Source organism: Evansella clarkii (assembly GCF_002019695.1).
GTDB classification, from domain to species: Bacteria; Bacillota; Bacilli; order Bacillales; family Salisediminibacteriaceae; genus Evansella; species Evansella clarkii.
The window spans coordinates 2,746,360-2,772,861 of record NZ_KV917376.1; the positions used below are offsets into that span (position 1 = coordinate 2,746,360).

Below are 26,502 nucleotides of genomic sequence, written 5' to 3' on the forward strand. Positions count from 1 at the left end.
TACATTCCTCCTTAGTGATTTTCGCGCTTAACCGCCTCAAGGATCCAGACGAATTTATTCATGGAGGTAAAACTCACCTCAAAACCGGCATCTTCGAAAATAGAAGCCATTACCGGCAGAGTGGTGTAGTATTCTGTCTGTAAATCCTCCGCTAAATTAAAGAACTGGCGTTTTTGCGCGTCCCGGATAATTTCCTGTTTTCGGTCTTCATTCATAAACATTGTATCAGCGAAAACGACTTTTCCGCCAGTCTTTAGTATATCCGCATAAATAGCAGCCGCTTTTCCTTTTTCTTCGTCTGTAAGATGATGGAATGCGTAGCTTGAAACGACGGCATCCACCGGTTGTTCAGGCTCGGGAAAAACGAGAAAGTCTCCTTCTACCACTTCTGTTTCTTTAAGCTTTCTGTTTGCGGCTTCCCGCATCTTATCTGAAGGTTCCACACCCATAACTGTCTCCGCTTTTGCTGCTAAAAATTCAGTCAGATTTCCTGTTCCGGTCCCAAATTCAATGACATGACCATTTACTCTGCTGGCAACTTCCTGCAGAATCTGCCCGTAATTTTCAAATACATCTTTATATTCTTCATCCATACCTGCCACTGTGGAGTCATAAGTTTCTGCCCAACGGTTAAACAGATCAACGAATTCTCTTCCCATGATTAGTCACTCCTTAGAATTCATATAAAACTCATTAACTTACTCGGGATTAACTTTCTATATTTTATCATATGCAGCGCTCCACAGCAATGCCAAGAAAACAAAGCTGTAGTAATTTATATACCCGATTTATCCCGATGAAATCGTCCGTAAAACTCCCACCTCAAAACTTGAGTTGAACCGGTGAAGTTTAGGTGGGAGATAACGGATGCTAACATCCCGATTGGTTCAACTAACAATCAGTGGGGGTTGAACAAAACCCCCACTGATTGAAGGTTCACTTTATGAAATTAAAAAATAGCCCTGGAATTTGTGGCATTCAGCGGGAGGAAGAAAAAAGTTCTTACAGAAAATAAAAAAACTGCCGCGTAACAAGACAGCAGAAGGCTGCCTGTTTACTCCGGACAGTTTTGTCTTTAAGGGCTAGTTTTTCATAAATCCTTTGCTTTGAACAAACTCCATCATTTGTTTTCTTTTTGCGCTGGACAGCATGCCAGCCATCTGGCCAGTCCAGGTGTCGGATCGCTTTCCATCGGTTCTTTCGCGGTAATATGCCGCCACCGTTTCGTTGTATTCATGGAGCTGGCTGATCAGCTTGTCTTCTGATTGAATATAAGTTTCTTCATGATATACATTTTCAAATGGCAGTCTTGGTTTTTGAGAACCCTCAGATTCCGGAACGCCAACAGTAAGGCCGAAGAGAGGAATTACATAGTCAGGAAGTTTCAGAAGATCTGAAACTTCAGCGATATTGTTTCTTATTCCGCCGATATAGCAGATACCGAGGCCCATAGACTCAGCAGCGAGTGTGGCGTTTTGTGCTGCAAGTGCTGCATCAATAACAGCAACCATAAATTTTTCAGTCGACTGCAGAGCTTCTGATACATCCGTGTTTTCCATTTTTCCAATGAGTTCATGTCTTTGAAGATCCGCACAGAATATAAAGAAGTGGCCGCTGTTTTCCACATAAGCCTGTCCTCCTGCAAGTTCCGCGAGTTTCTGTTTTGTTTCGGGGTTCTTCACGCCGATAATCGTGTAAGCCTGTATGTAACTCGAAGTGGAGGCCATTTGTGCAGAGGATACAACTGTTTTTATTTGCTCGTCGGTGAGCGGGATATTTTTAAATTTTCTGATCGACCTGTGATTTAAAATTGTTTCAATGACATCATTCATCCCAATTTCTCCCCTTGTTGTTGTTTTATTTCATTGTAGCATAAGGGGGAGAAGAAATTAAAAAACGGGCACTGCCCGTTATTCATATAAAAAAAATAATGAGTCTGTTTTTAATTTTTAGTGCTGAAAAAACTTCCTACTTGTTTTACGAGGGGGCTGATCTGATTTCCAACTTTAACTACCTGGTCGATGGTAGTGGAGGCTTTATCAAAATCGAATTTGCCATCCTTTGTTTTAAACGCAGATAAGATGCCAGCTCCAGGTCTTGGAGGTTGTGGCTGGCCCTGTGGGTAGTTTGCTCCTCCTGGGCGGCTGTTCGTTTGCTGGCCGTTGTGAGCCTGGTATGGCTGCTGCCAGTACATACCTTGTGACTGATATGGAGGATACATTGGCGGCTGATTTACAGGAGGCCGGCCTGGCCGGCCGTGGTTAGGTGGATAATACATTATTTATTCCTCCTTATTAATCAATTGGGATTCTTTTACGTTTATTCGGGATCCTGATCTGCAGTACTCCATCTTTCAATACAGCTTTAACCTCTGATTCGTTTACAAGAAAGGGAAGCTGTACAACTCTTTCCGCTCTCTGGAATCTGCTGCTGTGCTTAAATGTGTTTTGAATATCGTCCTTTTCCTCGGTGATCTCTTCGGATTGTACGGAAATTTTTATATAGTTCTGGTAAATATCCAGGCCAATCTGGTCTTTTTGCACACCTGGAAGTTCAGCCTCAATAATATATTCTTTTTTCGTTTCATACTGATAAGTGGGAATGAACCTAGGCGCTTTTATATGCTTTACTGTATCCTGAAAAAAAGAATCAATTGACTGCAGTAAGTCTCCGAAAGGTCTTTCCTGAAAAGGGAGTAAAGGACGTTTCTTTTCTTCGCTCATGCTTATCACCTCACATATCAATTCACTACATCGTATGTAATGAAGAGGGATGGCGAATAGGCAAAAGCACAGTTTTTCAGAAAAAAACTTTGTTGGGCGGTTTGTTTATTAAAGGGAAGTAAACCAGATTGAGCAGGGGGAAATACAAATGAAAAAAGCTGTATACATTCGCCAGATGTACACAGCTGAATTATGGCTTTCCCGGTATTTACTGAAACTAATATTGTTCTGTTATACCTCATTTGAAATTACCCTGCGGCTTCCTGCACCTCCACGAGTTTGCGGTTTTCCAGTCTGAGTAATCGATCTGCCTTCTTGATAATCCCTGGATCATTACTGACTGCAATTACCGTGGAACCATTGGATCTTGCAAATTGAAACATTCCTCTTATAACTTCTTCTCCCTCAGGCCCTGACAATCTCTTTCCAGGTTCATCAGCAAGAATAAGCTTTGGATTTGTCATGAAGATTCTCCCGATAGTTGCGAGGATCTGTTCTTTGGAAGTCAGCCCTTCCAGTGTTTCATTTACTGATTCTGATGAAAAACCAAGCCCTTCGAGAATTCTGTGGGCCTGTGCCTCTTTTAAAGGATAATCCGCCTCACTTCTGTCCGTTCCAAGAAGCAGGTTTTGTTTTACAGTCAAATAAGGTAATAAACATCCTTCATCGGTTACAAGGCCAATGTTCTCCAGCCTCCATTTCGGGCGTTCTTTAATCGTTACCAGGTTTTGTCCGAAAACTTCCACCGTGCCTTTGTTTGCTGGTGTCATAGCCGCTATCATATGAAGCAATGTAGACTTGCCCGTTTGTGAACCGCCTGTTATAACGACTACCTCACCTTCGTTCACTTGCAGATTCATATTCTCGAAAAGAATATTCATTTCCCCGTCGGCTGAAAAGCGTTTAAGTACATTGGATAAACTGACAATCCCCATAAACAACCTCCCAAAAGATTTTTTCACTGCTGTACACGTAACCTTAGTCCCCTTATGAGTATTTAACCATCAATAAGCAGAAATTGAAAGCGCTTTCTTTGTTGAAAAATGACAGTTTTGTTACAGTTATCTTTTTATTCAGAATTTTCCGCTGGTAAGTACTATGTTATTCCTGAATGCCTATAACATATGCAAAATTTTTTGAGGCGGGTAAGTTTTATTTTTCTTTAAAAAAGGTACAATGCATTTATCCCGCTATAATCGTCCGTAATACCCCCTCAAAACATGAGTGGAAGCGAAGTTTATTGAAAGGAGTGCTGGTATAATGATAATCGTCCCTGTTGATGGTTCTTCCCATGCTCTGAAAGCAGTAGAAACTGCAGTGGAGATGGCAGAAAAATATACGGAACCCCTTTTAGTGCTCAATGTTCAGCCTGAAAAGGAGAAATTATTCTCCGGGGAGGACCCTGGAGACGAGAGGTGGCTCGCCGAGAAAGAGGCAAAGGGCCAGGAAGTGATGAAGTCCGCGGCAGAACTGGTGAATGAGAGAGTTCCATATGAACAAAAAGTAAGGATCGGTACTCCTTCAATTCAGATAACGGATGAAGCTGCAGAACAAAAAGCACGGTGTATCGTTATGGGCTCCCGGGGAAGCGGACCTTTTGTCAGTGCCATTCTTGGAAGTGTCAGTTACGGTGTACTTCATCTGGCTCAATGCCCTGTAATGGTAGTTCCTGACAATATGAACTAACCACTCTCTAAATAATAGAGAGTGCTTTTTTTATTCACCGTTAGTGTTTATACTGTTACTTGCGGGAGGTATTGTCTTAGAAAGGAGCAAACAAGATGAACGAAACAGACTTCGAAGAAATATTAGAAGAGATAGAAATAGCCTTTACCTGGACAGAGTTTGGGATCGCTGTAGGGATAGTTATTTTATTTCTCATCTTCCGAAAGATATTTACTACATATCTTTTTAAGTTTATTCTCATGTTTTCGAGAAAAGCTCATGCTGATGTGTTAACAAATGTGCTGCTGGCCTTTGAGCGGCCTTTAAGAGCTTTTTTCTTTATCATTGGTATTTATATAGCACTCGTATATTTGCCGCATGGTGACAATGTAATGAATTTAATAGGGTTAATTTACAGGTCCCTGATTGTAATTCTTGTTGCCTGGGGATTGTTCAATTTAACCAGCCCAAATTCTGCAGTGTTTACCAAGGTAGGCAAAAGGTTCCACGTGGAAGCTGATAATATTCTTATGCCATTCCTTTCAAAGCTGCTCAGGTTTGCGATCATTGCGATGGCATTAAGTATTATTGCAGCGGAGTGGGGGTATAACGTCTCTGGTTTTGTTGCAGGTCTCGGTCTTGGAGGGCTTGCTTTTGCACTTGCGGCCCAGGACTCTCTGAGCAATTTCTTCGGGGGGGTTGTCATTATAACCGAAAAGCCTTTTAAAATTGGCGACTGGGTCAGCACACCAAGTGTGGAAGGAACAGTAGAGGATATTTCATTCCGCAGCACAAAAATCCGGACCTTCTCACAAGCTCTTGTTACAGTTCCAAATTCAACTTTAGCTAACGAACCGATTACAAACTGGACAAAGATGGGCAAACGGGAGATTTCTATTAATATGGGCGTGACCTTCTCTACTCCGAGAGAGAATATAAAGCGTGCAGTAGAGAGGATCAATGACTATCTGCAGGATAATCCGGAAATTCACCAGGAACTGATCATGGTTCGTTTTGACAAGATAGAAGACAGCAGTTTAAATATTTTTGTCTACTGCTTTACTAATACGACAGCATGGACAGAATTCCTTGAAGTAAAGGAGAGAGTAAACCACTACATTCTTCAGGTGCTCGAAGAAGAAGGAGTTCAAATCGCTTTCCCTTCTCAAAGTATCTATGTTGAAAACGCAGGTAATATAGAAGGAAGTGCTAAAAAAGGACTTGAGGGTTAATTCCTCAAGTCCTTTTTAAACATTTATTAACTGTGGCGGGATTGCAAGGCTTTTCACCTGTTATGGAAAATAACGGTATGTTTTTTCCATAATGCTTATTTTTCAGCTTCATCCCCTGATAATCATATTATGGACAGTTAAGAAGTTATTATGCAATTGGGAATCACGACCGGGTATCCGCTTAACAAAACAGTTAGAGATAAATAATGGTATATCCAATCGCCTTGATTGCATTTTTCGCCCTGAATGTCTATTATTAGTATGTGTTTAAACTGATAGCTGAAAGGATGAATATTATTATGAAAATGATGGATGCAAACGAAATTATCAGCTTTATCTCAAATGCTGAGAAGTCAACACCTGTAAAGGTACATATAAAAGGCGATCTGGATGGGATCGACTTTGGCGAGAACACAAAAAGCTTCATTCAGAACGGAACAGGCGTCCTTTTTGGCGAGTGGAAAGATATTAACGAAGCCCTTCAGGCGAATGAAGGTAAAATAGAGGACTTTGTTGTGGAAAATGACCGACGTAATTCTGCTATCCCGCTGCTTGATATGAAAAATATCCGCGCTCGTATAGAGCCAGGCGCAATCATCCGTGACCAGGTGGAAATCGGTGATTCTGCAGTAATTATGATGGGCGCTTCCATTAACATTGGTTCTGTAGTCGGTGAAGGAACAATGATTGATATGAACGCTGTACTCGGCGGAAGAGCAACAGTAGGCAAGAACTGCCACATTGGTGCTGGAGCGGTACTTGCAGGTGTTATTGAGCCGCCATCTGCTAAGCCAGTTGTCGTTGAAGACGGTGTAGTAGTAGGAGCAAACGCTGTTGTCCTTGAAGGGGTTACTGTTGGAGAAGGCGCAGTAGTTGCTGCAGGCGCAATCGTAACAGAAGATGTTCCTCCAAACACAGTAGTAGCAGGTACACCAGCAAAAGTTATTAAAGAAATCGATGAAAAAACTAAAGGGAAAACTGAAATCAAACAGGAACTCCGTAAGCTGAACGAGGAATAAAAATGGCCAGCGAGGGACAGATGTTTGATACAGCTCCTTTTATAAAAATCAGGCGTGATCTTCATCAAATTCCGGAATTGGGCTTTGCCGAAAAGAAGACGCAGGACTATTTATTAACTTACCTGCGAAGCCTTCCTTCGGCTAATCTGGAAATTAGAACATGGAAAACCGGTATTCTTGTAAGAGTAAAAGGGAGCGATCCTTCAAGAACGCTCGGATATCGTGCTGACATAGATGGTCTGCCGATGGATGAGGAAACAGGCCTTGAGTTTTCCTCAAACCATGAGGGAATGATGCATGCCTGCGGTCATGATATTCATATGAGTATTGCTCTTGGGGTGCTCAGTTATTTCGCGGAAAACCAGCCGAAAGATAATCTGCTCTTTATATTTCAGCCGGCAGAAGAAGGGCCTGGCGGAGCCAAGCCAATGCTTGAGTCTGAAGAATTTAAGGAGTGGAAGCCTGACAGCATAGTTGCACTGCACATTGCACCCGAGCTCCCTGCAGGAACGGTATCTACGAAAACCGGCCTGTTGTTTGCTAACACGAGTGAGCTCTTTATTGATTTAAAAGGGAAGGGCGGACATGCCGCTTTTCCTCATCAGGCTAACGACATGATCGTTGCCGCAAGCCATCTCGTTACACAGCTGCATACCGTTGTTTCAAGGAATGTTTCGCCATTAGACTCTGCAGTTGTTACTATCGGTAAGATTACTGGCGGGACAAAGCAGAATATCATTGCCGAAACAGCCAGGATTGAGGGGACGATCAGGACGTTATCCATTGAGTCAATGGAGCTTGTGAAAGAGCGCATTGAAGCGCTTGTTAATGGAATTGAGGCAGGCTTCAGCTGTTCTGGTAATATTGATTATGGCGCAAATTACTGCCAGGTTTATAATAATCATGAGATAACAGAAGACTTCATTACCTTTGCTGAGTCTTCCCCTTATATTACGTTTAAGCCGGCAGAGAAGGCGATGACAGGTGAAGATTTCGGATATTTCCTTGAAGAAATACCAGGTTTCATGTTCTGGCTTGGAGCCGATAGTGAATTCGGCCTTCATTCAGCAAAGCTGAACCCAAGTGAAGGCGCGATTACTACCGGAATCAGCCTGCTGATTGATTATTTTAATAAAACAGCAGTGTAAATGTAAGCAGAAAAGAGGTGTAAGTACCTCTTTTCTGCTTTTTGTGTGCCCGGCATGTGCATACGCTTTAGGGTTCAAGTCCCGAACAGTGAAGGTCGTTGTAACTGCTAGCTAAAGGCAAGGGTGTCCGGGGCGACTCGGAATCTGAAGGAAGCCGGAGGCAAATCTCCGACCCGAGGAACACGAATCTCATACAAGGCTGTCTGGTCTGGATGAGGCTGCAAAACAAGTCAAAGTCCTAACGACCGAAGGATCCGGCAGTAAATGAGGCGGGTATATGGAGAGGAAGTTTATGCACTTACCCGGGGAGGTCTGACAGGAACGCCGTACAAATGCGGTAACTGATTCCAGGAGGAATCACTGAACTGTCAGAAGTCAGCCGAAGCCATAGTACCACAGATTTCTAGATTTTGTGGGAAGGGCTGAATCATGAAAAGAGTGCTCATCCACCTGCGTACGTATCATTCGATGACACAGAACATACCAGCTTGCCTAGGAAGCAGAGGTGAATCCCTCCAGGGCTTAGGAAGCGTGGAGAATGATACCACACAATGGAAAGGAAGAGCCACGTGGAGGTTAATGTGATGTTGGAAGAGATATTACACCGAGACAATTTGAATAAAGCATATCTCAAGGTAGTCCAAAATAAAGGGAGCCAGGGCGTTGACGGCATTACCACTGCGGAACTGAAATCCCAGATCTCCGAAGAATGGTCTGCCATCCGCCAGGGGCTCTTGTCGAGAACCTACCAACCGTCACCGATCCGCCGAGTCGAAATCCCGAAACCGGACGGGGGTAAACGGAAGTTAGGGATCCCGACTGTCATGGACCGTCTGATCCAGCAATCCATTAATCTCTACCTTCAACGAATCTATGATCCGACATTTTCTAAGAACAGTTACGGTTTCCGCCCGAAACGACGAGCCCATGATGCCGTGTTGAAAGCAAAACAGTATATCAACGAAGGGTACACATGGGTGGTCGATATTGATCTGGAGAAATTCTTCGACAAAGTGAACCACGACCGGTTGATGCGAACGTTAAGTTACCGTATTAGCGACAGAAGGGTGTTGAGCATCATCCGGAAATACCTTCAGGCAGGAATCATGGAAAACGGATTAGTTAGGCAAAACGACATGGGGACTCCCCAAGGGAGTCCATTAAGCCCGCTTCTCTCAAATATTGTCCTGGATGAATTGGACAAAGAACTGGAGAAACGGAGTATTCGCTTTGTCCGCTATGCGGACGACTGCCAGATTTACACGGGGTCAAAGAAAGCCGCAGAGCGTATCCGAAAGAACATGATCACCTTCATTGAAGATAAACTGAAGCTAAAGGTAAATCGGGAAAAGAGCGCGGTAGACCGTCCGTGGAAACGAAAGTTCCTGGGTTTCAGTTTCACAGCTTCTTCTAAAGGAAAAGCGAAAATAAGAATACACAGGGAATCAATCCAACGGGCAAAAGGTCGAATCCGTGAGATTACTTCCCGAAAGAAAAGTATTCCTATGGAATACAGAATTGGCAAGCTGAACCGGTTTATCGTCGGCTGGAGAAATTATTTCCGACTGGCGGAAACACCCTCGGTATTAAAGGAATTAATGAAGTGGATAAGAAGAAGACTTCGAATGGTACGATGGAAAGAATGGAAGAAACCGAAAACAAAAGTCAGAAACCTAATCGCCTTGGGAGTATCGAAGCAGAAGGCTTATGAATGGGGAAACACAAGAAAAGGCTACTGGCGAGTCGCCTGTAGCCCAATTCTCCACCATACGCTTAATGACGCCTATTGGCGCAGGATGGGTTTGAAATCGTTGATATAACGTTTGATTTTCATGAAACCGCCGTATACGGATCCGTACGTACGGTGGTGTGAGAGGTCGGGGGTTAGTCACCCCCTCCTACTCGATTGCTGTGACGAGGGGTGGGCTATTCTGGAAATCAGGGTTTTCATTCTCGAAAGGAGCGGTTTTATTCCCGAAAACAGGTCATTAATTCTCGAACGGGAAGCTAATTCTCGAGGCAGCCTAAGCGGTACGTCATATGTAAAACAAGGCTCATTTTCCCCCTCGAAGAATAGACGTAGAAATTTTGGTCATCTTATATTATGTAAGCAGGGATAAACTTGTTGTTCATAAAAACGGACGAGTTTTTTTCCTCACCTTTTAACCGGAAAAAGGAGGGTCTATGATGGCCAGAATTGGAGTTGAGCAATCATTAACGAACGTTCAGCAGGAGCTGGAAGCAAGAGGTCATGAAGTTGTACAGCTTCGGCAGGAGCAGGATGCTGCAGGCTGTGACTGCTGTGTTGTTACAGGTCAGGATGAAAATATGATGGGAATTCAGCAAACAAGCATTGAAGGTTCTGTAATTAATGCTCATGGCATGAACGCACAAGAGATATGCGAGGCAGTGGACAGCCGCCTAAATGGGGGCACACAGTAATACCACAGCACTCAGGAAAAAAACAGTTTCCTGAGGACGTTCCTTGTTCCGATGAGAACAAAGGAAAGGGAAGCCTGGTCAATGCAATGCCCTTGTGCCAGTTTATCTTCAGACAGATATTTTTTTAATGAGAAACGCCGCTATACATTTTTACATCAACCCCATAGGAAAAGCTGTCCAGTAACAAATTTACCGGACAGCTTTTTAACATATCAGTTTTATGCTTTTTCTTCTTTATGGATATATACCTGGTGTGGGAAAGGAATTTCGATGTTATGGCTGTCCAGCGCTTCTTTTATTTCTTTGCGAAGCTTTCTTTCTACAGCCCATTGTTCCATATTTACAGTTTTAGCGATGACTCTTAAAACAACATCGCTGTCACCGAGACTTTGAACTCCGATTACATGAGGCCCTTCCACAATTGTTTCATCTTCAGAAGCGATACGGTCACATACTTTCTGTATAACTGAAATAGCTTCATCAATATTTTCATCGTAACCAATACTGATATCGGCTATTGCCTGCATATTCGAGCGGGAATGGTTGCTGAGAGTGCTGATTTCCCGGTTTGGTATGAAGTGGACAGTGCCGTCAAATCCTCGGATTCTGGTGTTACGCAGCCCGACTCCTTCCACTATGCCATCTATTCCTGCGACGGTGACATATTCATCTACCTCAAGCTGCCTTTCCAGGAGAAGAAAGAAGCCTGTGACAACATCGCTCACCAGACCCTGGGCACCAAAACCTATAGCAAGCCCTAGGATACCTGCACCAGCGATTAATGCAGAAACGTTGTAATTAAATATATCGGCAATAAATATTACCAGCATAAAGCCGAGAACATATGAAAAAATATTCAGCGATAATTTTTCCAGAGTTCTTGCTCTTCCGGCTGACATGCCGCGTTGTCCGCCCAATCGGTTAAAACTGCTTGAAATGAATCTTTTCCCGATTGCCCTGATAATTAAGAACACGATAAGAATAAGTATAATTTGCAGGGCCGCAGTTGTAATTGCCACACTGATTCCAGCCCAGTCGATCCTTTCCAGCCATTCGTTCATTTGTTAAACTCCCTTCAAGAAAAGTAATTCACAACCTGATTATAGAGTTTATCATAAAGCAGCAACTGACAAAACTAAACAGAATTAAACAAATTAATTTCTCACGTGCAAAGACCTCTATAATTACGGCTAACCAGAATCCTATTGTTTAAACATCAGATATTTGGCCATATTAATAGGGTGTGCAACTATTAGTGAATTATTTAGTTTTAGCTAGTCTCATAAAAGCTTTAATGTAAACAAAGTAAAGGCGGAGGGATTACATATGTCAGACAAACGTATGGTTGCAAAACAAGCTCCACGTTTTGAAATGGATGCTGTAATGGCGAACAAGGAATTCGGAAAAGTAAACCTTGAAGATATTATGAAGGAAGACAAGTGGACAGTTCTTTTCTTTTATCCTATGGACTTCACTTTCGTATGCCCAACTGAGATCACTTCGATGAGTGACCGTTACGATGAATTTGAAGATCTTGATACAGAAGTAATAGGTGTATCCACTGACACGATTCACACGCACCTGGCATGGATCAACACGGATCGTAATGACAACGGACTCGGCGAATTGAAATATCCTTTAGCTGCGGATACTAACCATAACGTTTCCCGTGAATACGGTGTGTTAATAGAAGAAGAAGGAGTAGCCCTTCGCGGATTATTCATTATCAGCCCTGAAGGAGAATTAATGTATTCGGTTGTTAACCATAACAACATCGGCCGTGATGTAGATGAAACACTGCGTGTGCTTCAGGCCTTGCAAACAGGGGGCCTTTGCCCGGCAAACTGGAAGCCTGGGCAGGAAACTCTTTAATCACTGAAATGCCCTGGTAAGAGGCCTGACAAGAGTTTGTTGGGCTTTTTGCATAGTCAAATTATCACGGTGAAATGAAGTTAAACGATAGAGGTGAACAATCATGAAATTAAGAACTCCAATGCCTGAACTTGAAGGAGCAACTACGTGGTTTAATGGAGAAGTAAGCAAGTCTGATTTAATGGGAGGTAAGCCAACCTTAATCCACTTCTGGTCGATCAGCTGCGGGCTTTGCAAGGAAGCAATGCCTGATGTAAATGAATTTCGGGATAAGTATAAAGACAAGTTAAATGTTATAGCTGTGCATATGCCCCGTTCTGAAAAAGACCTGGATCTTGATGAAATTAAAAAAGTAGCAGATGAGCATGACATAGTACAGCCTATCTTTGTTGATAACCAGCATAAACTGACTGATGCTTTTGATAACCAGTACGTTCCAAGCTACTATGTTTTTGATGAAGAAGGCCAGCTGAGGCACTTCCAGGCAGGCGGGGGCGGAATGAAAATGCTGACAAAGCGTGTAAACCGTGTCCTTGGAATAAAAGAATAAAATGATTTTAACAACACTGTTTCGGAATGATAACCGGAACAGTGTTTTTTTAATGAAATTGGTATTCGGTAAAAAAGCTGAAGAAGCTGTATTTCAGCGTAAATCTGTAGCGAGGATTATAATGATGGGAGTGATAATCTCAATGGAAGGTAAAATTGTATAATCATTGTTCAGGGGGAAAGCAAAATGAAGAAACAGTACGCGGTGATAGGACTTGGCAGGTTTGGAGGGAGTATTTGCAAAGCACTGCTGAGCCACGGGGTGGAAGTGCTTGCGATTGACAGAAGTGAGGAGAGAGTAAATAAATTTGCTGCTATAGCTACGTATGCAGTAGTAGCAGATGCAACAGACGAAGCGACATTGAAGAACCTCGGTATCCGGAACTTTGACCATGTTATAGTAGCTATTGGAGAGGATATTCAGGCAAGCATTCTTACTACATTAATGTTAGTGGAACAGGGAGTAAAACACGTCACAGCGAAAGCTCAGAATGATTACCACGGGAAAGTGCTTAATAAAATTGGGGCGCATATGGTCGTACACCCAGAGCGTGATATGGGGGTTAGAATTGCCCATAATATTATTTCTGAAAATGTTCTTGATTATCTGGAGATCTCTGATGAATACAGTATTATAGAATTGAGAGCGGGCAGGAAAATAAATGGGCGATCACTTGTGGAGTTAAACGTACGCGCAAAGTACGGATGTAATATAGTAGCTATAAAGCGGGAGGGAGACATCAATGTTTCTCCTCTGGCAGATGAGATAATTAAAACGGGCGATGTTGTAATTGTTATTGGTGCCGATACAGACATTAACAGACTGGAACGGGCATGGTTTGACAACGAATAATCCTTCTTGTTCTTTTTTCCGGAACAATCAGCCCCTGCAAATAGAAAGGGCCCTCACCAAAGGTGAGGGCCCTCCTGTTTTAATGCAAGGTTGCCAGCCGATATCTTAAATTTCCATAATAATCGGCAGAATCATTGGTTTACGCTTTGTTTTTTCATAAAGGAATGGTCCCAGCATGTCCGTAATTTCATTTTTAATTTCAGACCATTGAGTAGTTTTTCTTTCCATCATTCCGTTAAGATGGTCAGCGAGCTTTTTCTGAGCTTCGTTAATCAGATCTCCGGATTCTCTCATATAGACAAAACCACGGGAGATGATATCAGGACCTGCTTCTACTTTAAATTCCTTCATATTCAGGCTTACCACTACGACAACAAGGCCTTCCTCTGAAAGGATACGGCGGTCCCTGAGAACAATATTTCCAATGTCTCCAATTCCGTTTCCATCTACGTAAACAGAGCCTGATGGAATCTTCCCTGCAAGGGTTGCTTCACTTTTATCGAGAGCCAAAACATCGCCGTTATCCATAATAAAACAGTTTTCCTCAGGAATGCCACAATCCTGCGCAAGTTTTGCGTGCATTTTAAGCATGCGGTATTCTCCGTGCATTGGCATGAAGTATTTAGGCTTCATTAGACGGAGCATTAACTTTTGCTCTTCCTGGCCGCCGTGCCCGGATGTATGAATATCATTCAGGGAACCATGAATTACGTCTGCTCCTGCACGGTAAAGCTGGTCAATAATACGGCTGACGCTAAGTGTATTACCAGGGATAGGAGAAGAAGAAAATACAACTGTATCTCCAGGTATTATCTGAATCTGGCGGTGAGTTCCGTGCGCGATCCTTGAGAGAGCTGCCATAGGTTCGCCCTGGCTTCCTGTACAAAGAATCGTTACCTGGTCAGCAGGGAGCTTATTCAGCTGGGAAGGCTCTACAAACGTACTCTTTGGAGCTTTTATATATCCCAGTTCCAGACCAATATTTATGGCTGATTCCATACTGCGTCCAAATACAGCAATTTTCCTGCGGTATTTAACGGCCGACTCTACAGCCTGCTGCAGACGGTAAATGTTAGAAGCGAAAGTAGCAAATATAATTCTTCCTTCCACTGAACGGAAGATCTGGTCTATACTTTCTCCGACTTTACGTTCAGACATTGTAAAGCCAGGCACTTCACTGTTCGTACTGTCGGACAGAAGACACAGTACACCTTCTTCTCCTATTTTAGCCATCTTAGTTAAGTTTGCAGGCTCGCCTACAGGAGTAAAATCGAATTTAAAATCACCTGTTTGAACGATGTTGCCAGCAGGAGTTTTTACAACGATACCATATGAGTCCGGAATGCTGTGGGTAGTTCGGAAAAACGAAACAGAAGTTTTCTGGAATTTTATAATTCCATCTTCGTTAATTTCTCTAAGCTGAGCCTTTCTCAGTAAACCATGCTCTTCCAGCTTGTTACGGATCAGCCCGAGAGCAAGTTTACCACCGTATATAGGAACGTTTATCTCTCTGAGCAGGTAGGGGACACCGCCGATATGATCCTCATGTCCATGAGTGATAATAAGACCTTTAATTTTATCTTCGTTTTTAACTAAATAAGTGTAGTCAGGTATTACATAATCGATACCTAAAAGCTCTTCTTCAGGAAATTTTATACCTGCATCGATAATGATAATTTCATCCTGAAACTGCACTGCATACATATTTTTGCCGATCTCGCCCAGTCCGCCCAGAGCGAAAACACCAACTTGATGATTTTTAACTTTCATAATTACACATTCTCCAGTTTAAAGTTTTCATGTTGCTGTTCGTAAGCTAATGCTTCGCCTTCCAGCGGCGTAACAAATTCAATATTAATCTGGCGGTCGGCAAGTTTTTTACGAACGTCCTCTTCTGTTTCTGCCTCAAGATACATAGCTTCTGTCTTCTCTCTTACAGGTACTTCTGTAAATGAGGTTTGGTAAAATACTTTAAAAATCATTAAATCCCTCTCCTTATTGCTTTTTTTTGTAATGGCTATGTTAGTTTTATTGCTGATCAAAGCAGCGGCCAGCCGTTTCGCGCCAGGCCAGGAGTATACGATTACGCAGATTTCTCCGGCTTGTCTCTTTTTAAATCTGCGGTTGCCCGCTTATGATTAACCGGCTGAACCTTGAGCCAATCAACAAGAAACTGTAACAACGCCTTTATATTAATTAATACATTAGGATCATTTATTAATTAAATGGTGTTCCCTCTCGTAATAACTGTCCTAAGTATGTTATCCCCATTTTTGCTTATTGTATAAACGACCGATCAGTATTGTGAAAAAATTATATTTTCATGGAGAATCCTTCTTTCAGGTGTACAGAAAGAAGGATCTGGACATTCATGCATATAATTTTTTCGGGAGTAAATCCCGGCAGCGTTTTAATATTCGTTCTCTCCACCTTTTCAACATTTTAAACCCTCCTTCAATCTTATTCAAGAGTAAGGCATCTTTTTTAGGATAGTATTTGCAAAAAATAAGATGAAATTGAAGGAAAAGTATGGGAAAGGGTTTAAATCAATGCCCGAGGTAAAGAAAACACTGCGAAATCAAATGGAGTGAAGATTAAGCAGATGTTGCGCTTATGCCTGTGGTGCAAGCGAGCGTCCTGTAGTGAAAATCAACAATTACAGTTAATAGAGCTTTTAAAAAAACGGCTCCCTTATGTGAAGGGGCCGTCAAAATCGTTCCGCTTAATAATTTCATTAGGAGGAAGAGGCTGTTTATAAGGATCATCTTCTTCGATTCTGTCATAAAACATAATTCCGTTTAAGTGGTCAATTTCATGCTGGAAAACAATGGCAGGGAGACCTTTTAGTCTCATGCGGACTGTCTCACCTTCATGGGAAACTCCCTCCACTTTTATACGGGAATATCTTGGAACAATCCCGGGTACATCCCGGTCTACAGAGAGGCATCCTTCGCCGTTCTCGAGATAGGTGGTTTCAATCGAGTGGCTGATAATTTTAGGATTATAAAGGCCAATGTCAATTAACTCATCATTATGGTCCGTTACCCGTACAGCTATCATTCGCTTGCTTACATTTATCTGTGGAGCAGCCAGTCCCACCCCTGGTCTTAAATCATATTTTTCGGCTGTTTCCGGATCCTGGCTATGTAGTAAAAACTCCATCATTTCTTTGAGAGTCTGCTGGTCCTCAGGCGAAGGTGGGATTACAACTTCTTCTGCACGTTTACGTAGGGCAGGATGGCCTTCTCTAATAACATTTTTCATTGTCAGCATAATAAATAACTCCTTCCGGCTGTGTATGAATATAAAGTGAAACCTTCAATCAGCGGGGGCATCCCCCACTGATTGTTAGTTGAACCAATCGGGATGTTAGCGTCCGTTATCTCCCGCCTAAACATCTTAGCTTCGCCTCAAGTATTGAGGTGGGAGTTTTACGGACGGTTGGATCGGGATAAAAGTTTTCTTCTTTATACACTATTTGGTTTTCTTCATATTGGCATTATTTATCTACCAGGCTTTTTATTTTGATATTTATTTCTGTTTACAGGCAGCGTCCGGATTATCATTGACACAAAGAAAACAGCCTTGCTCCTGTATCTTTCCCCGGTTAAATTAAGCGTTATTATTATCTTATAGCAAAAATCTAAAAAAGAGAAGAAACGAAAACATTTTTTGTTAATAAGCATTCCCATTCTTAAGAACTGCTGAAAATATGGGCGGAGCAATTTTCATATGGTGAAACTGACTCCGCCCCATTAAAGAAGTCAGCGGGGCGTTAGTCTGGCTGCGCCGACCAGTATAAATAAGATAAACAAAACAACAACGATTGCTATAACAAACCCGGCACCCCAGCCGTAACCAGGTGCCCTATACCCACCGTACGCAGGAGCTCCGTAGCCATGCCATACAGGGGGCGGAGGGAGATGGTGGCCTCCAATGCACGTGTTCATAGATGAACCTCCTCGTATAATTAGTCAGAGCATTGTTTTTACTGCTATTCTATGCACGTATCCCGTCTGTGAGTGGATAAACACCCAGACTGGCTGTTCAAATGGTAAGACAATGAAAAAAGAGTGACTTGTTTACCTAAATTCCTTGTAAAATTGCCCCACATAAGATAGTTTTTTAGTAGGATAGTTATTGAGGGAACCCTGAAGGAGGAAGTAAATTGAAAAAAATCAGCATGATGGTTTCGGTATTATTACTTATTTTATTTTTAACGGCTTGCGGAGGAGAAGATCCTGCAGAATTAATGTTCGGGCATCTGGAAGAGGCTGTGCAGATTGAAAGAGCTGTTGAGGAACATCAAGAGCCTTTAACCGAAGCTGAAAACAACGAATATGAGCTCTATGAAGAAATGCTGGAAACTTCTGACTTGGAGGAGCTGGAAGAGTTATCCCGCCAGGCTGTTGAATCCGCTGAAAACAGACAAGCCCTTATTGAAGAAGAGAGAGAAATAATCGAAGAAGCATATGAAGAATTCCAGCAGGCAGCGGAATATGTTTCTGACCTGGAAGAAGAAGTGAGGTCACAGGCTGAGAGTATGATTGCAACTATGGAATCCAGATATGAGGTTTATCAGGAGCTGTATGAGGCTTACACTTCAACTATTGAGATGGACATCCAGCTGTATATGATGGTTTATGAAGAAGAGCTGACTGTAGAAGAACTGCAGGAGCAGCATGATTCTGTAAACAGTTATTATGAAGAGATTAACGACCTGAACGAACAGTTTAATGAATACACTGTAGCTTATAACGAAGAAAAGCGTGATTTTTACGAAGCTGCGGGTTTAGAGGTAGTTTTTGAAGATGCCTGATAAATTACTCTTTTCCCCGTTAAGGGACCGGAAATAAAATAATGCTTATTTAAAGCCAGCGTACAAAATGTGCGCTGGCTTTTTAAATGCATGAAATCCGTACCTTACGCTAAACTGTAAGATACTAAAAAAAAGAAAGTAGAGTCTCTGCATCTGTGCAGACAATATACAATCTATTTTATATAACAGATGATATTTTATTAATATAACAGATAGATTGGGCAGGTGTTCCAGTAAGCTGTATGGCAGGAGAGAAATCTTTAAAAACGGGTTTAAAATAATTGACTTATATAAAAATCGTGGTTAAACTTATCATCGTAGAGGGAATTGTATCAGTTATTTTGCAGAAAAAGTAATACAGTTTATACCGCGTTCGATTCAATTGCTATGGTTAACGGGAAATTCGATCGGGTATATAGTGTTTAGAGACTGTTTTTTGGACGATCTTACTCACATTGTTTCCCATCAGAATGGGTACCCTAAACAATGGCAAAATAAGATACTGAAAAATTATTTATTAAGTAATGGCCCATTGCGAGAAGAAAGGAAGAGGTGAATTGATTCATGGAAAAAACTAAAGTAATACAGGATGTAGAAAGTCAATTCGAAATGTTCCAGATCCTGAATGAAGAAGGCGAAATTGTAAACGAGGAAGCAATGCCTGAACTATCTGACGAGGAACTAAAAGAGCTTATGTCACGTATGGTTTATACGCGAATCTGGGATCAGCGAGCTATCTCTTTAAACAGGCAGGGACGTCTTGGTTTCTACGCTCCAGTAGCTGGACAGGAAGCATCAATGCTCGGTTCTCAGTTTGCGCTGGAAAAACAAGACTGGATTCTGCCGGGGTATCGTGATATCCCACAAATTGTTTATCATGGAATATCTCTTGAGCAGGCTTTCCTGTGGTCACGGGGGCACTTGAAAGGCGGTCAAATGCCTGAGGGTGTAAACGTAATGATGCCTCAGATCATTATCGGTGCTCAGATTACCCAGACAGCAGGTGTTGCAATGGGTCTTAAGCGCAGAAGCGACAACGCTGTTGCTATCACATATACAGGGGACGGCGGTGCATCCCAGGGTGACTTCTATGAAGGAATCAACTTTGCGGGAGCCTATAACGTACCAGCTATATTTGTGGTGCAAAATAACCGTTTCGCGATTTCTGTACCGGTAGAAAAGCAATCTGCTGCTAAAACAATCGCTCAGAAATCTGTTGCTGCAGGAATCCACGGCGTTCAGGTAGATGGAATGGATATCCTTGCTGTTTATGCAGTAACAAAAGAAGCCCGTGAACGTGGTCTTGCCGGCAACGGGCCAACTTTAATTGAAACTATGACATACAGATACGGCCCGCATACGATGGCAGGGGACGACCCTACACGTTATCGTACATCCGAGCTGGATGATGAGTGGGAAAAGAAAGATCCGCTCGTTCGTTTCCGTAAATTCCTTGAGGGCAAAAACCTCTGGTCTGAAGAAGACGAAAACAAAGTAGTGGAGCAGGCTAAGGAAGATATTAAAGATGCTATTAAGAAAGCTGATGGAGCTCCAAAACAGAAAGTTACAGACTTAATCGATATTATGCATGAGGAGCTTCCACACAACTTAAAGGAGCAAATGGAAGAATATAAAGAAAAGGAGTCGAAATAAGCTATGGCGCAAATGACAATGATCCAGGCAATTACAGACGCAATGCGTAACGAATTAAAGAACAACGAAGACGTTCTTGTATTCGGTGAAGACGTTGGTAAAAACGGCGGTGTTTTCCGTGCAACAGAAGGGCTGCAGAAGGAGTTTGGAGAAGACCGCGTTTTCGATACGCCTCTTGCCGAGTCAGGAATCGGCGGCCTTGCTGCCGGACTTAGCGTTACTGGTTTCCGTCCGGTAATGGAAATTCAGTTCTTCGGCTTCGTATTTGAAACATTCGATGCGATTGCTGCCCAGATGGCACGTATGCGCTATCGCTCCGGCGGGGTTTACAACTCTCCGGTTACAATTCGCTCTCCTTTCGGGGGTGGAGTTAAAACACCAGAATTACACGCTGACAGCCTTGAAGGTCTGATGGCCCAGACTCCTGGTGTAAAGGTAGTAATACCATCCACTCCTTACGATGCAAAAGGGCTGCTGATTTCTGCAATCCGCGATAATGACCCGGTTGTATATTTAGAGCATATGAAACTCTATCGTTCTTTCCGCGGAGAAGTTCCTGAAGAAGAATATACTATTCCGTTAGGGAAAGCTGATGTGAAGCGGGAAGGTAAAGATCTTACTATCGTTACGTATGGCGCGATGGTTCATACTTCCCTGAAAGCAGCGGAAGAGCTTGCAAAAGAAGGAATCGAAGCGGAAGTTATTGACTTAATGACAGTCAGCCCGCTTGATATTGAAACAATTATAGCTTCTGTAGAAAAAACTAACAGAGCAATCGTAGTTCAGGAAGCACAGAAGCAGGCAGGAATCGCTGCTAACGTTGTGGCAGAAATTAACGAACGTGCGATCCTTAGTCTTGAAGCGCCAGTGCTTCGGGTTACTGCTCCTGATACTGTATTTCCTTTCGCATCTGCAGAGGATACGTGGCTTCCAAGCTATAAAAACGTTGTTGAAAAAGCAAAGGAAGTTATTAACTTTTAATTAAAGACTGAAAAGGCGAGCCCTTTTCAGTCCTCATTATTTACTCAGACACAGACTAGAAGATATTCCAATGAAACGGAGGCGTTAATCTTGGCATACGATTTCAAAATGCCTGATATTGGTGAAGGTATCCATGAAGGTGAAATTGTTAAATGGGAAGTAAAAGAAGGCGACGAAATAAAAGAGGACGACGTTCTTTGTGAAGTTCAAAATGATAAAGCAGTAGTGGAAATTCCATCTCCTGTAGAAGGAACCGTTAAGAAAATCCATATTGATGAAGGTACTGTAACAACTGTAGGTACTGTTATTATCACTTTTGAAACAGACCAGGAACCTCCTGCAGATGCTCACGGCGGTGGTGACGATGAAGCGGAGACAGCAGGCGGGGAAGACACTCCTAATAAGGCGGAGGAACAGACACCTGCACAGCCTGCAGCTGAGGCAGAAGCTGAGGTTGAAGAGGTGGATGAAAATGCACGTGTAATCGCGATGCCTTCCGTCCGTAAATATGCCAGAGAAAAGGATGTAAATATCCGTAAAGTAAAAGGAAGCGGTAAAAACGGCCGTGTAATTAAAGAGGATATTGATAGCTTCCTTTCAGGAGATACAGCTCAGGCTGCAGAAACAGCGGAAGAAAAACCAGCACAGGCAGAAAAAGCAGAGAAGAAGCCGGTTACACCATACAAGCCTGCAAATGCTGAGCTTGAAACTCGTGAAAAAATGTCAGGAATCCGTAAGGCGATCTCTAAAGCTATGGTTAACTCCAAGCACACAGCGCCGCATGTAACATTAATGGATGAAGTAGATGTTACTGCATTAGTGGCTCACCGTAAAAAGTTTAAAGCTGTAGCACAGGAAAAAGGAATCAAGCTGACTTATCTTCCATATGTGGTTAAAGCACTGACTTCTGCTTTACGTGAGTACCCAATGCTAAACACATCTCTGGATGACTCGACAGATGAAATTGTTCACAAACATTATTATAATATCGGTATAGCTGCTGATACAGAAAAAGGCCTGCTCGTACCGGTTGTTAAAGATAGTGACCGCAAATCAATCTTCTCAATTTCTGATGAAATAAACCAGCTGGCTACGAAAGCCCGTGAAGGTTCCTTATCAGGTGAAGAAATGAAAGGTGCTTCATGTACAATCACAAACATCGGTTCTGCAGGCGGACAGTGGTTTACTCCGGTTATTAACCACCCTGAAGTAGCTATCCTTGGAATTGGCCGTATTGCAGAAAAAGCGGTTGTACGTGATGGTGAAGTGGTAGTTGCGCCAGTACTTGCCTTGTCATTAAGCTTCGATCATCGTATCATTGATGGTGCAACAGCACAGAACGCGCTAAATCATATAAAGCGTCTGTTGAATGATCCACAATTAATTGTAATGGAGGGGTAAGAATGGTAGTAGGAGATTTTCCAGTAGAAGTCGATACACTCGTCGTAGGCTCAGGTCCAGGGGGCTACGTAGCAGCAATCCGTGCTGCTCAGCTCGGACAGAAAGTAGCCATAGTTGAGAAGGATAACCTTGGAGGGGTTTGTTTAAACGTAGGATGTATTCCTTCTAAAGCACTTATTGAAGCAGGCCACCGTTTCCATAATGCTGGTCATTCATCCGACATGGGTATTACTGCAGAGCCGGTTCTTGACTTTTCTAAAGTTCAGGAATGGAAGCAGTCTGTAGTTAAAAAGCTTACTGGCGGAGTTGAAGGACTTCTTAAAGGCAACAAGGTTGAAATTATTAAAGGGGAAGCATATTTTGTGGACGAGTCTACTGTGCGTATTATGGACGAAAAGAGTTCACAAACCTATAAATTCAACAATTGTATTGTAGCTACAGGATCCCGTCCTATCGAGCTGCCTGCTTTTAAATGGAGCGACAGAGTACTGTCCTCTACAGGGGCACTGAACTTGACTGAAGTTCCTGAAAAGCTTGTTGTTATCGGCGGAGGATACATCGGAGTAGAGCTTGGATCTGCATATGCTGATTTAGGTTCAGAAGTTACAATTCTTGAAGGCGGAAAGGCTATCCTTCCTGGGTTCGAAAAACAAATGAGCCAGCTTGTTGCTAAGCGCCTTAAGAAAAATGGCGTAACTATTGTAACTGAAGCATTTGCACAAGGTGTTGAAGAAACTGCTGACGGTGTTAAGGTAAAAGCTGAAGTTAAAGGCAAGGAAGAAGTATATGAAGGTAACTACCTCCTTGTAACAGTCGGCCGTAAGCCTAATACAGAGGAACTGGGTCTTGAACAGGCTGGTGTAGAGCTGAACGAGCATGGATTTATTAAAGTGGATAAGCAGTCACGTACTACTTCCAAAAACATTTATGCTATCGGCGACATCGTTCCTGGCCCACAGCTGGCGCATAAAGCATCTTATGAAGGGAAAGTAGCTGCGGAAGCCATTTCTGGTGAACCTTCTGAGATAGACTACAACGCTATTCCGGCAGTAGTATTCTCTGCTCCTGAATTAGCGACAGTTGGTTTAAGTGAAGCGGAAGCGAAAGAAGAAGGCTATGATGTAACTGTAGCCAAATTCCCGTTTGCTGCAAATGGACGCGCCCTTTCATTAAATGCAACAGATGGATTTATGAAGATGGTTACTCGTAAAGAGGACGGACTTGTTCTTGGAGTACAGATTGCAGGAGCTGGTGCTTCTGACATGATCTCTGAAGCAGGACTTGCAATTGAAGCAGGCATGACTGCTGAGGATCTTGCGCTGACTATCCACGCACATCCATCACTTGGTGAAATAACAATGGAAACTGCAGAGGTTGCCTTAGGCATGCCTATCCATGTAGTAAAATAATTAGAAAGCCGGCAGAACTCTGCCGGCTTTTTAACACTAAAGCAGCATGGGAATGAACAGACTAAATCTAATGATTTGGTCTGTTCATTTTTTCTTATACGTCAGTGCGTTATTCCCTCACGAGAGGTTCATATTGAAACATTTTCAAACAAACAAGAGAGAGGATCCTCATTCCTTGAATAGGGTAAAAACGGATGATTACAAGGGATAAACAGGGCAATAGCGGAATGAAGATCTGCAAACAAACCTCCCACTACAAAAGGAAAGTCAAGTTGAACAGGGCCACAAATAAAACGCCTGGATAATAAAATCCAGGCGTTGTTAATTTGCTATTTTTTATTGTGGATCAAGTTGTTCTTCCAGAAGGGTTAATATCGTATTAGAATTTTGCGCACCTTCTACCTGTACGACTACTTCCGAGTTATCAATTACAAGCAGGGCAGGAAAGCTCTCAATGTTAAAAGCGCTTCTAAGGTCGTTATCATCTGAATTAACTATATCTATACTGCCAATTAAGTCAGGATAATCTTTCTTAAAATCAAGCAATGCGTTAAAATAACTATTTTCATCTTCAATATAGTCATCATCTGAAAACAAAAGTGTTATTATTTTATCTGCGGAGCCGTCAAGGAAAGCTGCGGCGCCGTCTGGGGGAGCCGCCTGATGAGATTCACAGCTCGCTAATATAAAAAAGGAAGATAGCAGTATATAAACAACAAATTCCTTCATACTCTTCATCCTTTCAACTCAGTAGTTCGATATACAGCCAGCGGTTTTCGCTTAAATGTATAATAGCATCATTTAGAGCTGAAAAGATGCTCCGTAACACAACTGTTATATAAATGAAAGGTATGAGATAAACAGAAATGATAAGTAAAAAAAGACTGCAAATGGCAGTCTTTTTACTAGATAAGAAAGTATATTTTCCAGCGAAAGTTGTCTAGCTCCAGCGCGTGCGAGCTAGAGGCCGCTTCAGGCAGCTACTGCCTGAGTTTGCATATCTGCTGCCTTGCGCCGAGTAATCGCAGGAGCACTTGAAGCCAAAGATCGGCTTCTGTCAGTGTCCTTCAGCGCTTATCGCCCGTGACTATGGCGCTTGTGCTTTTCTAATTAGTTACTCATATTTTTTTACTTTACGCGGGGGTATTTTTTCCGCCCTCAGTGCCTTGACCAGACTAAAGATCATGAAGATCATAATAATGGTAAAAGGGAATGCCGCGATAATTGATGCGGTCTGCAGTGCAGCCAGGCCGCCTGACCAGAGCAGAACAGCTGCGGTTAAGGATTGGACAATCCCCCATACGAATTTAACATTATTAGGAGGGTTTAGTGTCCCGTTTGTCGTCTGCATTCCAAGTACAAAGGTTGCCGAGTCTGCTGATGTAATAAAGAATGATGCGATTAGCAAGACTGCAATCCCGGACATAATAAGGCCGAAGTTAAATTGCTGCAATACAGCGAACAAAGCAAATTCCTCGCCGCCGCCAGCTTCCATTATTCCAAGAATATCTACTCCTTCTGTCTGAAGGCTGATTGCTGTCCCACCAAACACAGAGAACCATAATGCTCCAAAAACCGCGGGCACCGCAATTACCCCAATTACAAATTCACGGATAGTACGTCCTTTGGACACACGGGCGATAAACGTTCCAACGAACGGAGCCCAGGCAATCCACCATGCCCAGTAAAAGATCGTCCAGCCTTCAACCCATGTAGCTTCAGGGTTAAACGTATCAAGCTGAAAACTCATTCTGACGAGATTCTGCAGATAACTTCCTAATGTCTGGGTGAATGAGTTCATAATGAGGTTTGTAGGTCCTGAGAATAGTAAAAACAACATTAGCAGCCCAGCAAGGTATATGTTTGTTTTACTCAGGATTTTAATACCTTTATTCAGCCCGGTCTGGGAAGAGATCATATACAGAACTGTAATCACAGCGATAATCGTGAGCTGAAGAAATACGGTATTTTCCAGATTGAACATATAAGACATACCGCCGCCGATTTGTGCTGTACCAAAACCAAGGGAAGTCGCTACACCGAAAATAGTGGCAAATACAACGATTACGTTAATAGTTGTACCGATTCCTCCGTTAATTCTGTCTCCAAGGAGCGGCTGGAACGCAGCACTTACAACTCCTGGAGAGTCCTTTCTGAACTTAAAGTAAGCGAGTACAAGGGCTACTATGGAATATATTGCCCATGGATGAAGCCCCCAATGAAAAAATGAATATCTGAGGGCGACCCCTGCAGCTCTCTGGTCTCCGGGTTCCACACCCTCAGCAGGAGGCGGGTACATAAAGTGGTTGATCGGTTCGGCCGCGCCCCAGAAAACGAGACCGATCCCCATACCAGCTGTAAACAGGAAGGAAAACCAGGTTAAATAATTATACTCCGGCTCTTCGTCCTGTTTTCCCAGCTTAATCCGTCCCCAGGGACTGACGATAAGAAATAGTGCAAACGCCAGAAAGCCGGTTGCGGCGAGCAGATAAAACCAGCCAAATTGGTTTGTTAAAAATCCTTGAATTTCTGTTGTGACAGCTTCCATGTTCACAGGGGCAATGACACCCCATAATATAAAAGCAACTGCGATAGCCAGTGAAATATAAAATACTGGAGTTAATTTCTTCATACAAATCCACCTTTCATCTTGCTGGAAGTTCTTTTTCCGTATCATAAGGGTCTTTCCACACAGATAGACAACAGTGTGTATTATCCTAAACTTTTCGGTTTAAT

At 42.7% G+C, this 26,502-nt stretch carries 27 protein-coding genes; 15 read left to right on the plus strand and 12 right to left on the minus strand.

Annotated elements, in window-relative coordinates; all coding sequences use genetic code 11:
- Positions 1-11: 11 nt before the first annotated feature.
- The 5 genes from BK582_RS12720 to BK582_RS12740 form a co-directional block, all read right to left on the minus strand.
- Positions 12-659, minus strand: coding sequence for a class I SAM-dependent DNA methyltransferase (locus tag BK582_RS12720; RefSeq protein ID WP_078595399.1), 648 nt, complete (start codon positions 657-659; stop codon positions 12-14).
- Positions 660-1,082: 423 nt separating this feature from the next.
- The gene (nfsA, locus tag BK582_RS12725) at positions 1,083-1,832 is read right to left on the minus strand and encodes an oxygen-insensitive NADPH nitroreductase (protein ID WP_078595400.1); all 750 of its coding nucleotides are present in this window, start codon (positions 1,830-1,832) and stop codon (positions 1,083-1,085) included.
- 110 nt (positions 1,833-1,942) lie between these two features.
- On the minus strand, positions 1,943-2,278 hold the full coding sequence (locus BK582_RS12730; RefSeq protein WP_078595401.1) for a YppG family protein: 336 nt from the start codon (positions 2,276-2,278) through the stop codon (positions 1,943-1,945).
- Between the two features lie 16 nt (positions 2,279-2,294).
- Complete coding sequence (locus BK582_RS12735; protein WP_078595402.1) at positions 2,295-2,723, minus strand: Hsp20/alpha crystallin family protein; 429 nt, start codon at positions 2,721-2,723, stop codon at positions 2,295-2,297.
- A gap of 248 nt (positions 2,724-2,971) precedes the next feature.
- Positions 2,972-3,658, minus strand: coding sequence for an ATP-binding cassette domain-containing protein (locus BK582_RS12740; protein WP_078595403.1), 687 nt, complete (start codon positions 3,656-3,658; stop codon positions 2,972-2,974).
- 325 nt (positions 3,659-3,983) lie between these two features.
- Here BK582_RS12740 and BK582_RS12745 point away from each other — a divergent pair, with 325 nt between their 5' ends.
- The 6 genes from BK582_RS12745 to BK582_RS12770 all read left to right on the plus strand — a co-directional run bounded on the left by BK582_RS12745 (position 3,984) and on the right by BK582_RS12770 (position 10,229).
- Complete coding sequence (locus tag BK582_RS12745; RefSeq protein ID WP_078595404.1) at positions 3,984-4,409, plus strand: universal stress protein; 426 nt, start codon at positions 3,984-3,986, stop codon at positions 4,407-4,409.
- A 95-nt stretch (positions 4,410-4,504) separates the two neighbouring features.
- On the plus strand, positions 4,505-5,620 hold the full coding sequence (locus BK582_RS12750) for a mechanosensitive ion channel family protein (protein WP_078595405.1): 1,116 nt from the start codon (positions 4,505-4,507) through the stop codon (positions 5,618-5,620).
- Positions 5,621-5,919: 299 nt separating this feature from the next.
- Positions 5,920-6,639 (plus strand): 2,3,4,5-tetrahydropyridine-2,6-dicarboxylate N-acetyltransferase, encoded by a 720-nt coding sequence (dapD, locus tag BK582_RS12755; protein ID WP_078595406.1) that lies wholly within the window; start codon positions 5,920-5,922, stop codon positions 6,637-6,639.
- Between the two features lie 20 nt (positions 6,640-6,659).
- Positions 6,660-7,787, plus strand: coding sequence for an N-acetyldiaminopimelate deacetylase (locus BK582_RS12760; RefSeq protein ID WP_078597992.1), 1,128 nt, complete (start codon positions 6,660-6,662; stop codon positions 7,785-7,787).
- Positions 7,788-8,368: 581 nt separating this feature from the next.
- Positions 8,369-9,607 (plus strand): group II intron reverse transcriptase/maturase, encoded by a 1,239-nt coding sequence (gene ltrA, locus BK582_RS12765; RefSeq protein WP_078597867.1) that lies wholly within the window; start codon positions 8,369-8,371, stop codon positions 9,605-9,607.
- Positions 9,608-9,974: 367 nt separating this feature from the next.
- Complete coding sequence (locus BK582_RS12770; protein WP_078595407.1) at positions 9,975-10,229, plus strand: YkuS family protein; 255 nt, start codon at positions 9,975-9,977, stop codon at positions 10,227-10,229.
- A 218-nt stretch (positions 10,230-10,447) separates the two neighbouring features.
- Here the strand turns inward: BK582_RS12770 and BK582_RS12775 are convergent, their stop codons facing one another.
- Positions 10,448-11,290: a mechanosensitive ion channel family protein gene (locus BK582_RS12775; RefSeq protein WP_078595408.1), complete on the minus strand. Its 843-nt coding sequence runs from the start codon at positions 11,288-11,290 to the stop codon at positions 10,448-10,450.
- A gap of 265 nt (positions 11,291-11,555) precedes the next feature.
- Between BK582_RS12775 and BK582_RS12780 the strand changes: the two genes are divergently transcribed.
- From BK582_RS12780 to BK582_RS12790, 4 genes are all read left to right on the plus strand, one after another.
- Positions 11,556-12,101 (plus strand): peroxiredoxin, encoded by a 546-nt coding sequence (locus BK582_RS12780; protein WP_078595409.1) that lies wholly within the window; start codon positions 11,556-11,558, stop codon positions 12,099-12,101.
- 103 nt (positions 12,102-12,204) lie between these two features.
- Complete coding sequence (locus BK582_RS12785; protein ID WP_078595410.1) at positions 12,205-12,651, plus strand: redoxin domain-containing protein; 447 nt, start codon at positions 12,205-12,207, stop codon at positions 12,649-12,651.
- Between the two features lies 1 nt (position 12,652).
- Positions 12,653-12,814, plus strand: coding sequence for a hypothetical protein (locus tag BK582_RS27655; RefSeq protein ID WP_218190724.1), 162 nt, complete (start codon positions 12,653-12,655; stop codon positions 12,812-12,814).
- A 23-nt stretch (positions 12,815-12,837) separates the two neighbouring features.
- Positions 12,838-13,503, plus strand: a complete 666-nt coding sequence (locus tag BK582_RS12790; protein WP_078595411.1) for a potassium channel family protein — start codon at positions 12,838-12,840, stop codon at positions 13,501-13,503.
- A 105-nt stretch (positions 13,504-13,608) separates the two neighbouring features.
- Here the strand turns inward: BK582_RS12790 and rnjA are convergent, their stop codons facing one another.
- The 4 genes from rnjA to BK582_RS12810 form a co-directional block, all read right to left on the minus strand.
- Complete coding sequence (gene rnjA / locus BK582_RS12795) at positions 13,609-15,273, minus strand: ribonuclease J1 (protein ID WP_078595412.1); 1,665 nt, start codon at positions 15,271-15,273, stop codon at positions 13,609-13,611.
- A 2-nt stretch (positions 15,274-15,275) separates the two neighbouring features.
- The gene (locus BK582_RS12800; protein WP_078595413.1) at positions 15,276-15,485 is read right to left on the minus strand and encodes a DNA-dependent RNA polymerase subunit epsilon; all 210 of its coding nucleotides are present in this window, start codon (positions 15,483-15,485) and stop codon (positions 15,276-15,278) included.
- 709 nt (positions 15,486-16,194) lie between these two features.
- Entirely contained in the window at positions 16,195-16,776 is a 582-nt protein-coding gene (gene def / locus BK582_RS12805; RefSeq protein ID WP_078595414.1) for a peptide deformylase, read from the minus strand.
- A 491-nt stretch (positions 16,777-17,267) separates the two neighbouring features.
- Entirely contained in the window at positions 17,268-17,453 is a 186-nt protein-coding gene (locus BK582_RS12810) for a hypothetical protein (protein WP_078595415.1), read from the minus strand.
- A gap of 218 nt (positions 17,454-17,671) precedes the next feature.
- Here BK582_RS12810 and BK582_RS12815 point away from each other — a divergent pair, with 218 nt between their 5' ends.
- The 5 genes from BK582_RS12815 (at position 17,672) to lpdA (ending at position 23,766) form a co-directional block, all read left to right on the plus strand.
- On the plus strand, positions 17,672-18,322 hold the full coding sequence (locus tag BK582_RS12815; protein ID WP_078595416.1) for a YkyA family protein: 651 nt from the start codon (positions 17,672-17,674) through the stop codon (positions 18,320-18,322).
- A gap of 564 nt (positions 18,323-18,886) precedes the next feature.
- On the plus strand, positions 18,887-19,975 hold the full coding sequence (gene pdhA / locus BK582_RS12820; protein ID WP_078595417.1) for a pyruvate dehydrogenase (acetyl-transferring) E1 component subunit alpha: 1,089 nt from the start codon (positions 18,887-18,889) through the stop codon (positions 19,973-19,975).
- A 3-nt stretch (positions 19,976-19,978) separates the two neighbouring features.
- Positions 19,979-20,956 (plus strand): alpha-ketoacid dehydrogenase subunit beta, encoded by a 978-nt coding sequence (locus BK582_RS12825; protein WP_078595418.1) that lies wholly within the window; start codon positions 19,979-19,981, stop codon positions 20,954-20,956.
- 90 nt (positions 20,957-21,046) lie between these two features.
- Positions 21,047-22,357, plus strand: a complete 1,311-nt coding sequence (locus BK582_RS12830; RefSeq protein WP_078595419.1) for a dihydrolipoamide acetyltransferase family protein — start codon at positions 21,047-21,049, stop codon at positions 22,355-22,357.
- A gap of 2 nt (positions 22,358-22,359) precedes the next feature.
- Positions 22,360-23,766 carry a dihydrolipoyl dehydrogenase gene (lpdA, locus tag BK582_RS12835; protein WP_078595420.1) on the plus strand — a complete coding sequence of 469 codons (1,407 nt, stop codon included), beginning with the start codon at positions 22,360-22,362 and terminating at the stop codon, positions 23,764-23,766.
- Between the two features lie 336 nt (positions 23,767-24,102).
- Here lpdA and BK582_RS12840 read toward each other — a convergent pair whose 3' ends face one another.
- Both BK582_RS12840 and BK582_RS12845 read right to left on the minus strand, forming a co-directional pair.
- Positions 24,103-24,495, minus strand: a complete 393-nt coding sequence (locus BK582_RS12840) for a YbbN family protein (protein ID WP_078595421.1) — start codon at positions 24,493-24,495, stop codon at positions 24,103-24,105.
- Positions 24,496-24,880: 385 nt separating this feature from the next.
- Positions 24,881-26,398, minus strand: a complete 1,518-nt coding sequence (locus BK582_RS12845; protein ID WP_078595422.1) for a glycine betaine uptake BCCT transporter — start codon at positions 26,396-26,398, stop codon at positions 24,881-24,883.
- Positions 26,399-26,502: the final 104 nt, after the last annotated feature.

Bases quoted from the DNA above. Each gene is read 5' to 3' on its own strand.
- BK582_RS12730 (WP_078595401.1), bottom strand. From the start codon at position 2,278: ATGTATTATCCACCTAACCACGGCCGGCCAGGCCGGCCTCCTGTAAAT.
- def (WP_078595414.1), bottom strand. From the start codon at position 16,776: ATGCTGACAATGAAAAATGTTATTAGAGAAGGCCATCCTGCCCTACGT.
- rnjA (WP_078595412.1), bottom strand. From the start codon at position 15,273: ATGAAAGTTAAAAATCATCAAGTTGGTGTTTTCGCTCTGGGCGGACTG.
- BK582_RS12735 (WP_078595402.1), bottom strand. From the start codon at position 2,723: ATGAGCGAAGAAAAGAAACGTCCTTTACTCCCTTTTCAGGAAAGACCT.
- BK582_RS12800 (WP_078595413.1), bottom strand. From the start codon at position 15,485: ATGATTTTTAAAGTATTTTACCAAACCTCATTTACAGAAGTACCTGTA.
- BK582_RS12740 (WP_078595403.1), bottom strand. From the start codon at position 3,658: ATGGGGATTGTCAGTTTATCCAATGTACTTAAACGCTTTTCAGCCGAC.
- nfsA (WP_078595400.1), bottom strand. From the start codon at position 1,832: ATGAATGATGTCATTGAAACAATTTTAAATCACAGGTCGATCAGAAAA.
- BK582_RS12760 (WP_078597992.1), top strand. From the start codon at position 6,660: ATGTTTGATACAGCTCCTTTTATAAAAATCAGGCGTGATCTTCATCAA.
- lpdA (WP_078595420.1), top strand. From the start codon at position 22,360: ATGGTAGTAGGAGATTTTCCAGTAGAAGTCGATACACTCGTCGTAGGC.
- BK582_RS12750 (WP_078595405.1), top strand. From the start codon at position 4,505: ATGAACGAAACAGACTTCGAAGAAATATTAGAAGAGATAGAAATAGCC.
- BK582_RS12825 (WP_078595418.1), top strand. From the start codon at position 19,979: ATGGCGCAAATGACAATGATCCAGGCAATTACAGACGCAATGCGTAAC.
- BK582_RS12745 (WP_078595404.1), top strand. From the start codon at position 3,984: ATGATAATCGTCCCTGTTGATGGTTCTTCCCATGCTCTGAAAGCAGTA.
- BK582_RS12780 (WP_078595409.1), top strand. From the start codon at position 11,556: ATGTCAGACAAACGTATGGTTGCAAAACAAGCTCCACGTTTTGAAATG.
- BK582_RS12810 (WP_078595415.1), bottom strand. From the start codon at position 17,453: ATGAACACGTGCATTGGAGGCCACCATCTCCCTCCGCCCCCTGTATGG.
- BK582_RS12720 (WP_078595399.1), bottom strand. From the start codon at position 659: ATGGGAAGAGAATTCGTTGATCTGTTTAACCGTTGGGCAGAAACTTAT.
- dapD (WP_078595406.1), top strand. From the start codon at position 5,920: ATGAAAATGATGGATGCAAACGAAATTATCAGCTTTATCTCAAATGCT.
- BK582_RS12775 (WP_078595408.1), bottom strand. From the start codon at position 11,290: ATGAACGAATGGCTGGAAAGGATCGACTGGGCTGGAATCAGTGTGGCA.
- BK582_RS12840 (WP_078595421.1), bottom strand. From the start codon at position 24,495: ATGAAGGAATTTGTTGTTTATATACTGCTATCTTCCTTTTTTATATTA.
- BK582_RS12770 (WP_078595407.1), top strand. From the start codon at position 9,975: ATGGCCAGAATTGGAGTTGAGCAATCATTAACGAACGTTCAGCAGGAG.
- BK582_RS27655 (WP_218190724.1), top strand. From the start codon at position 12,653: ATGATTTTAACAACACTGTTTCGGAATGATAACCGGAACAGTGTTTTT.
- pdhA (WP_078595417.1), top strand. From the start codon at position 18,887: ATGGAAAAAACTAAAGTAATACAGGATGTAGAAAGTCAATTCGAAATG.
- BK582_RS12785 (WP_078595410.1), top strand. From the start codon at position 12,205: ATGAAATTAAGAACTCCAATGCCTGAACTTGAAGGAGCAACTACGTGG.
- BK582_RS12790 (WP_078595411.1), top strand. From the start codon at position 12,838: ATGAAGAAACAGTACGCGGTGATAGGACTTGGCAGGTTTGGAGGGAGT.
- BK582_RS12845 (WP_078595422.1), bottom strand. From the start codon at position 26,398: ATGAAGAAATTAACTCCAGTATTTTATATTTCACTGGCTATCGCAGTT.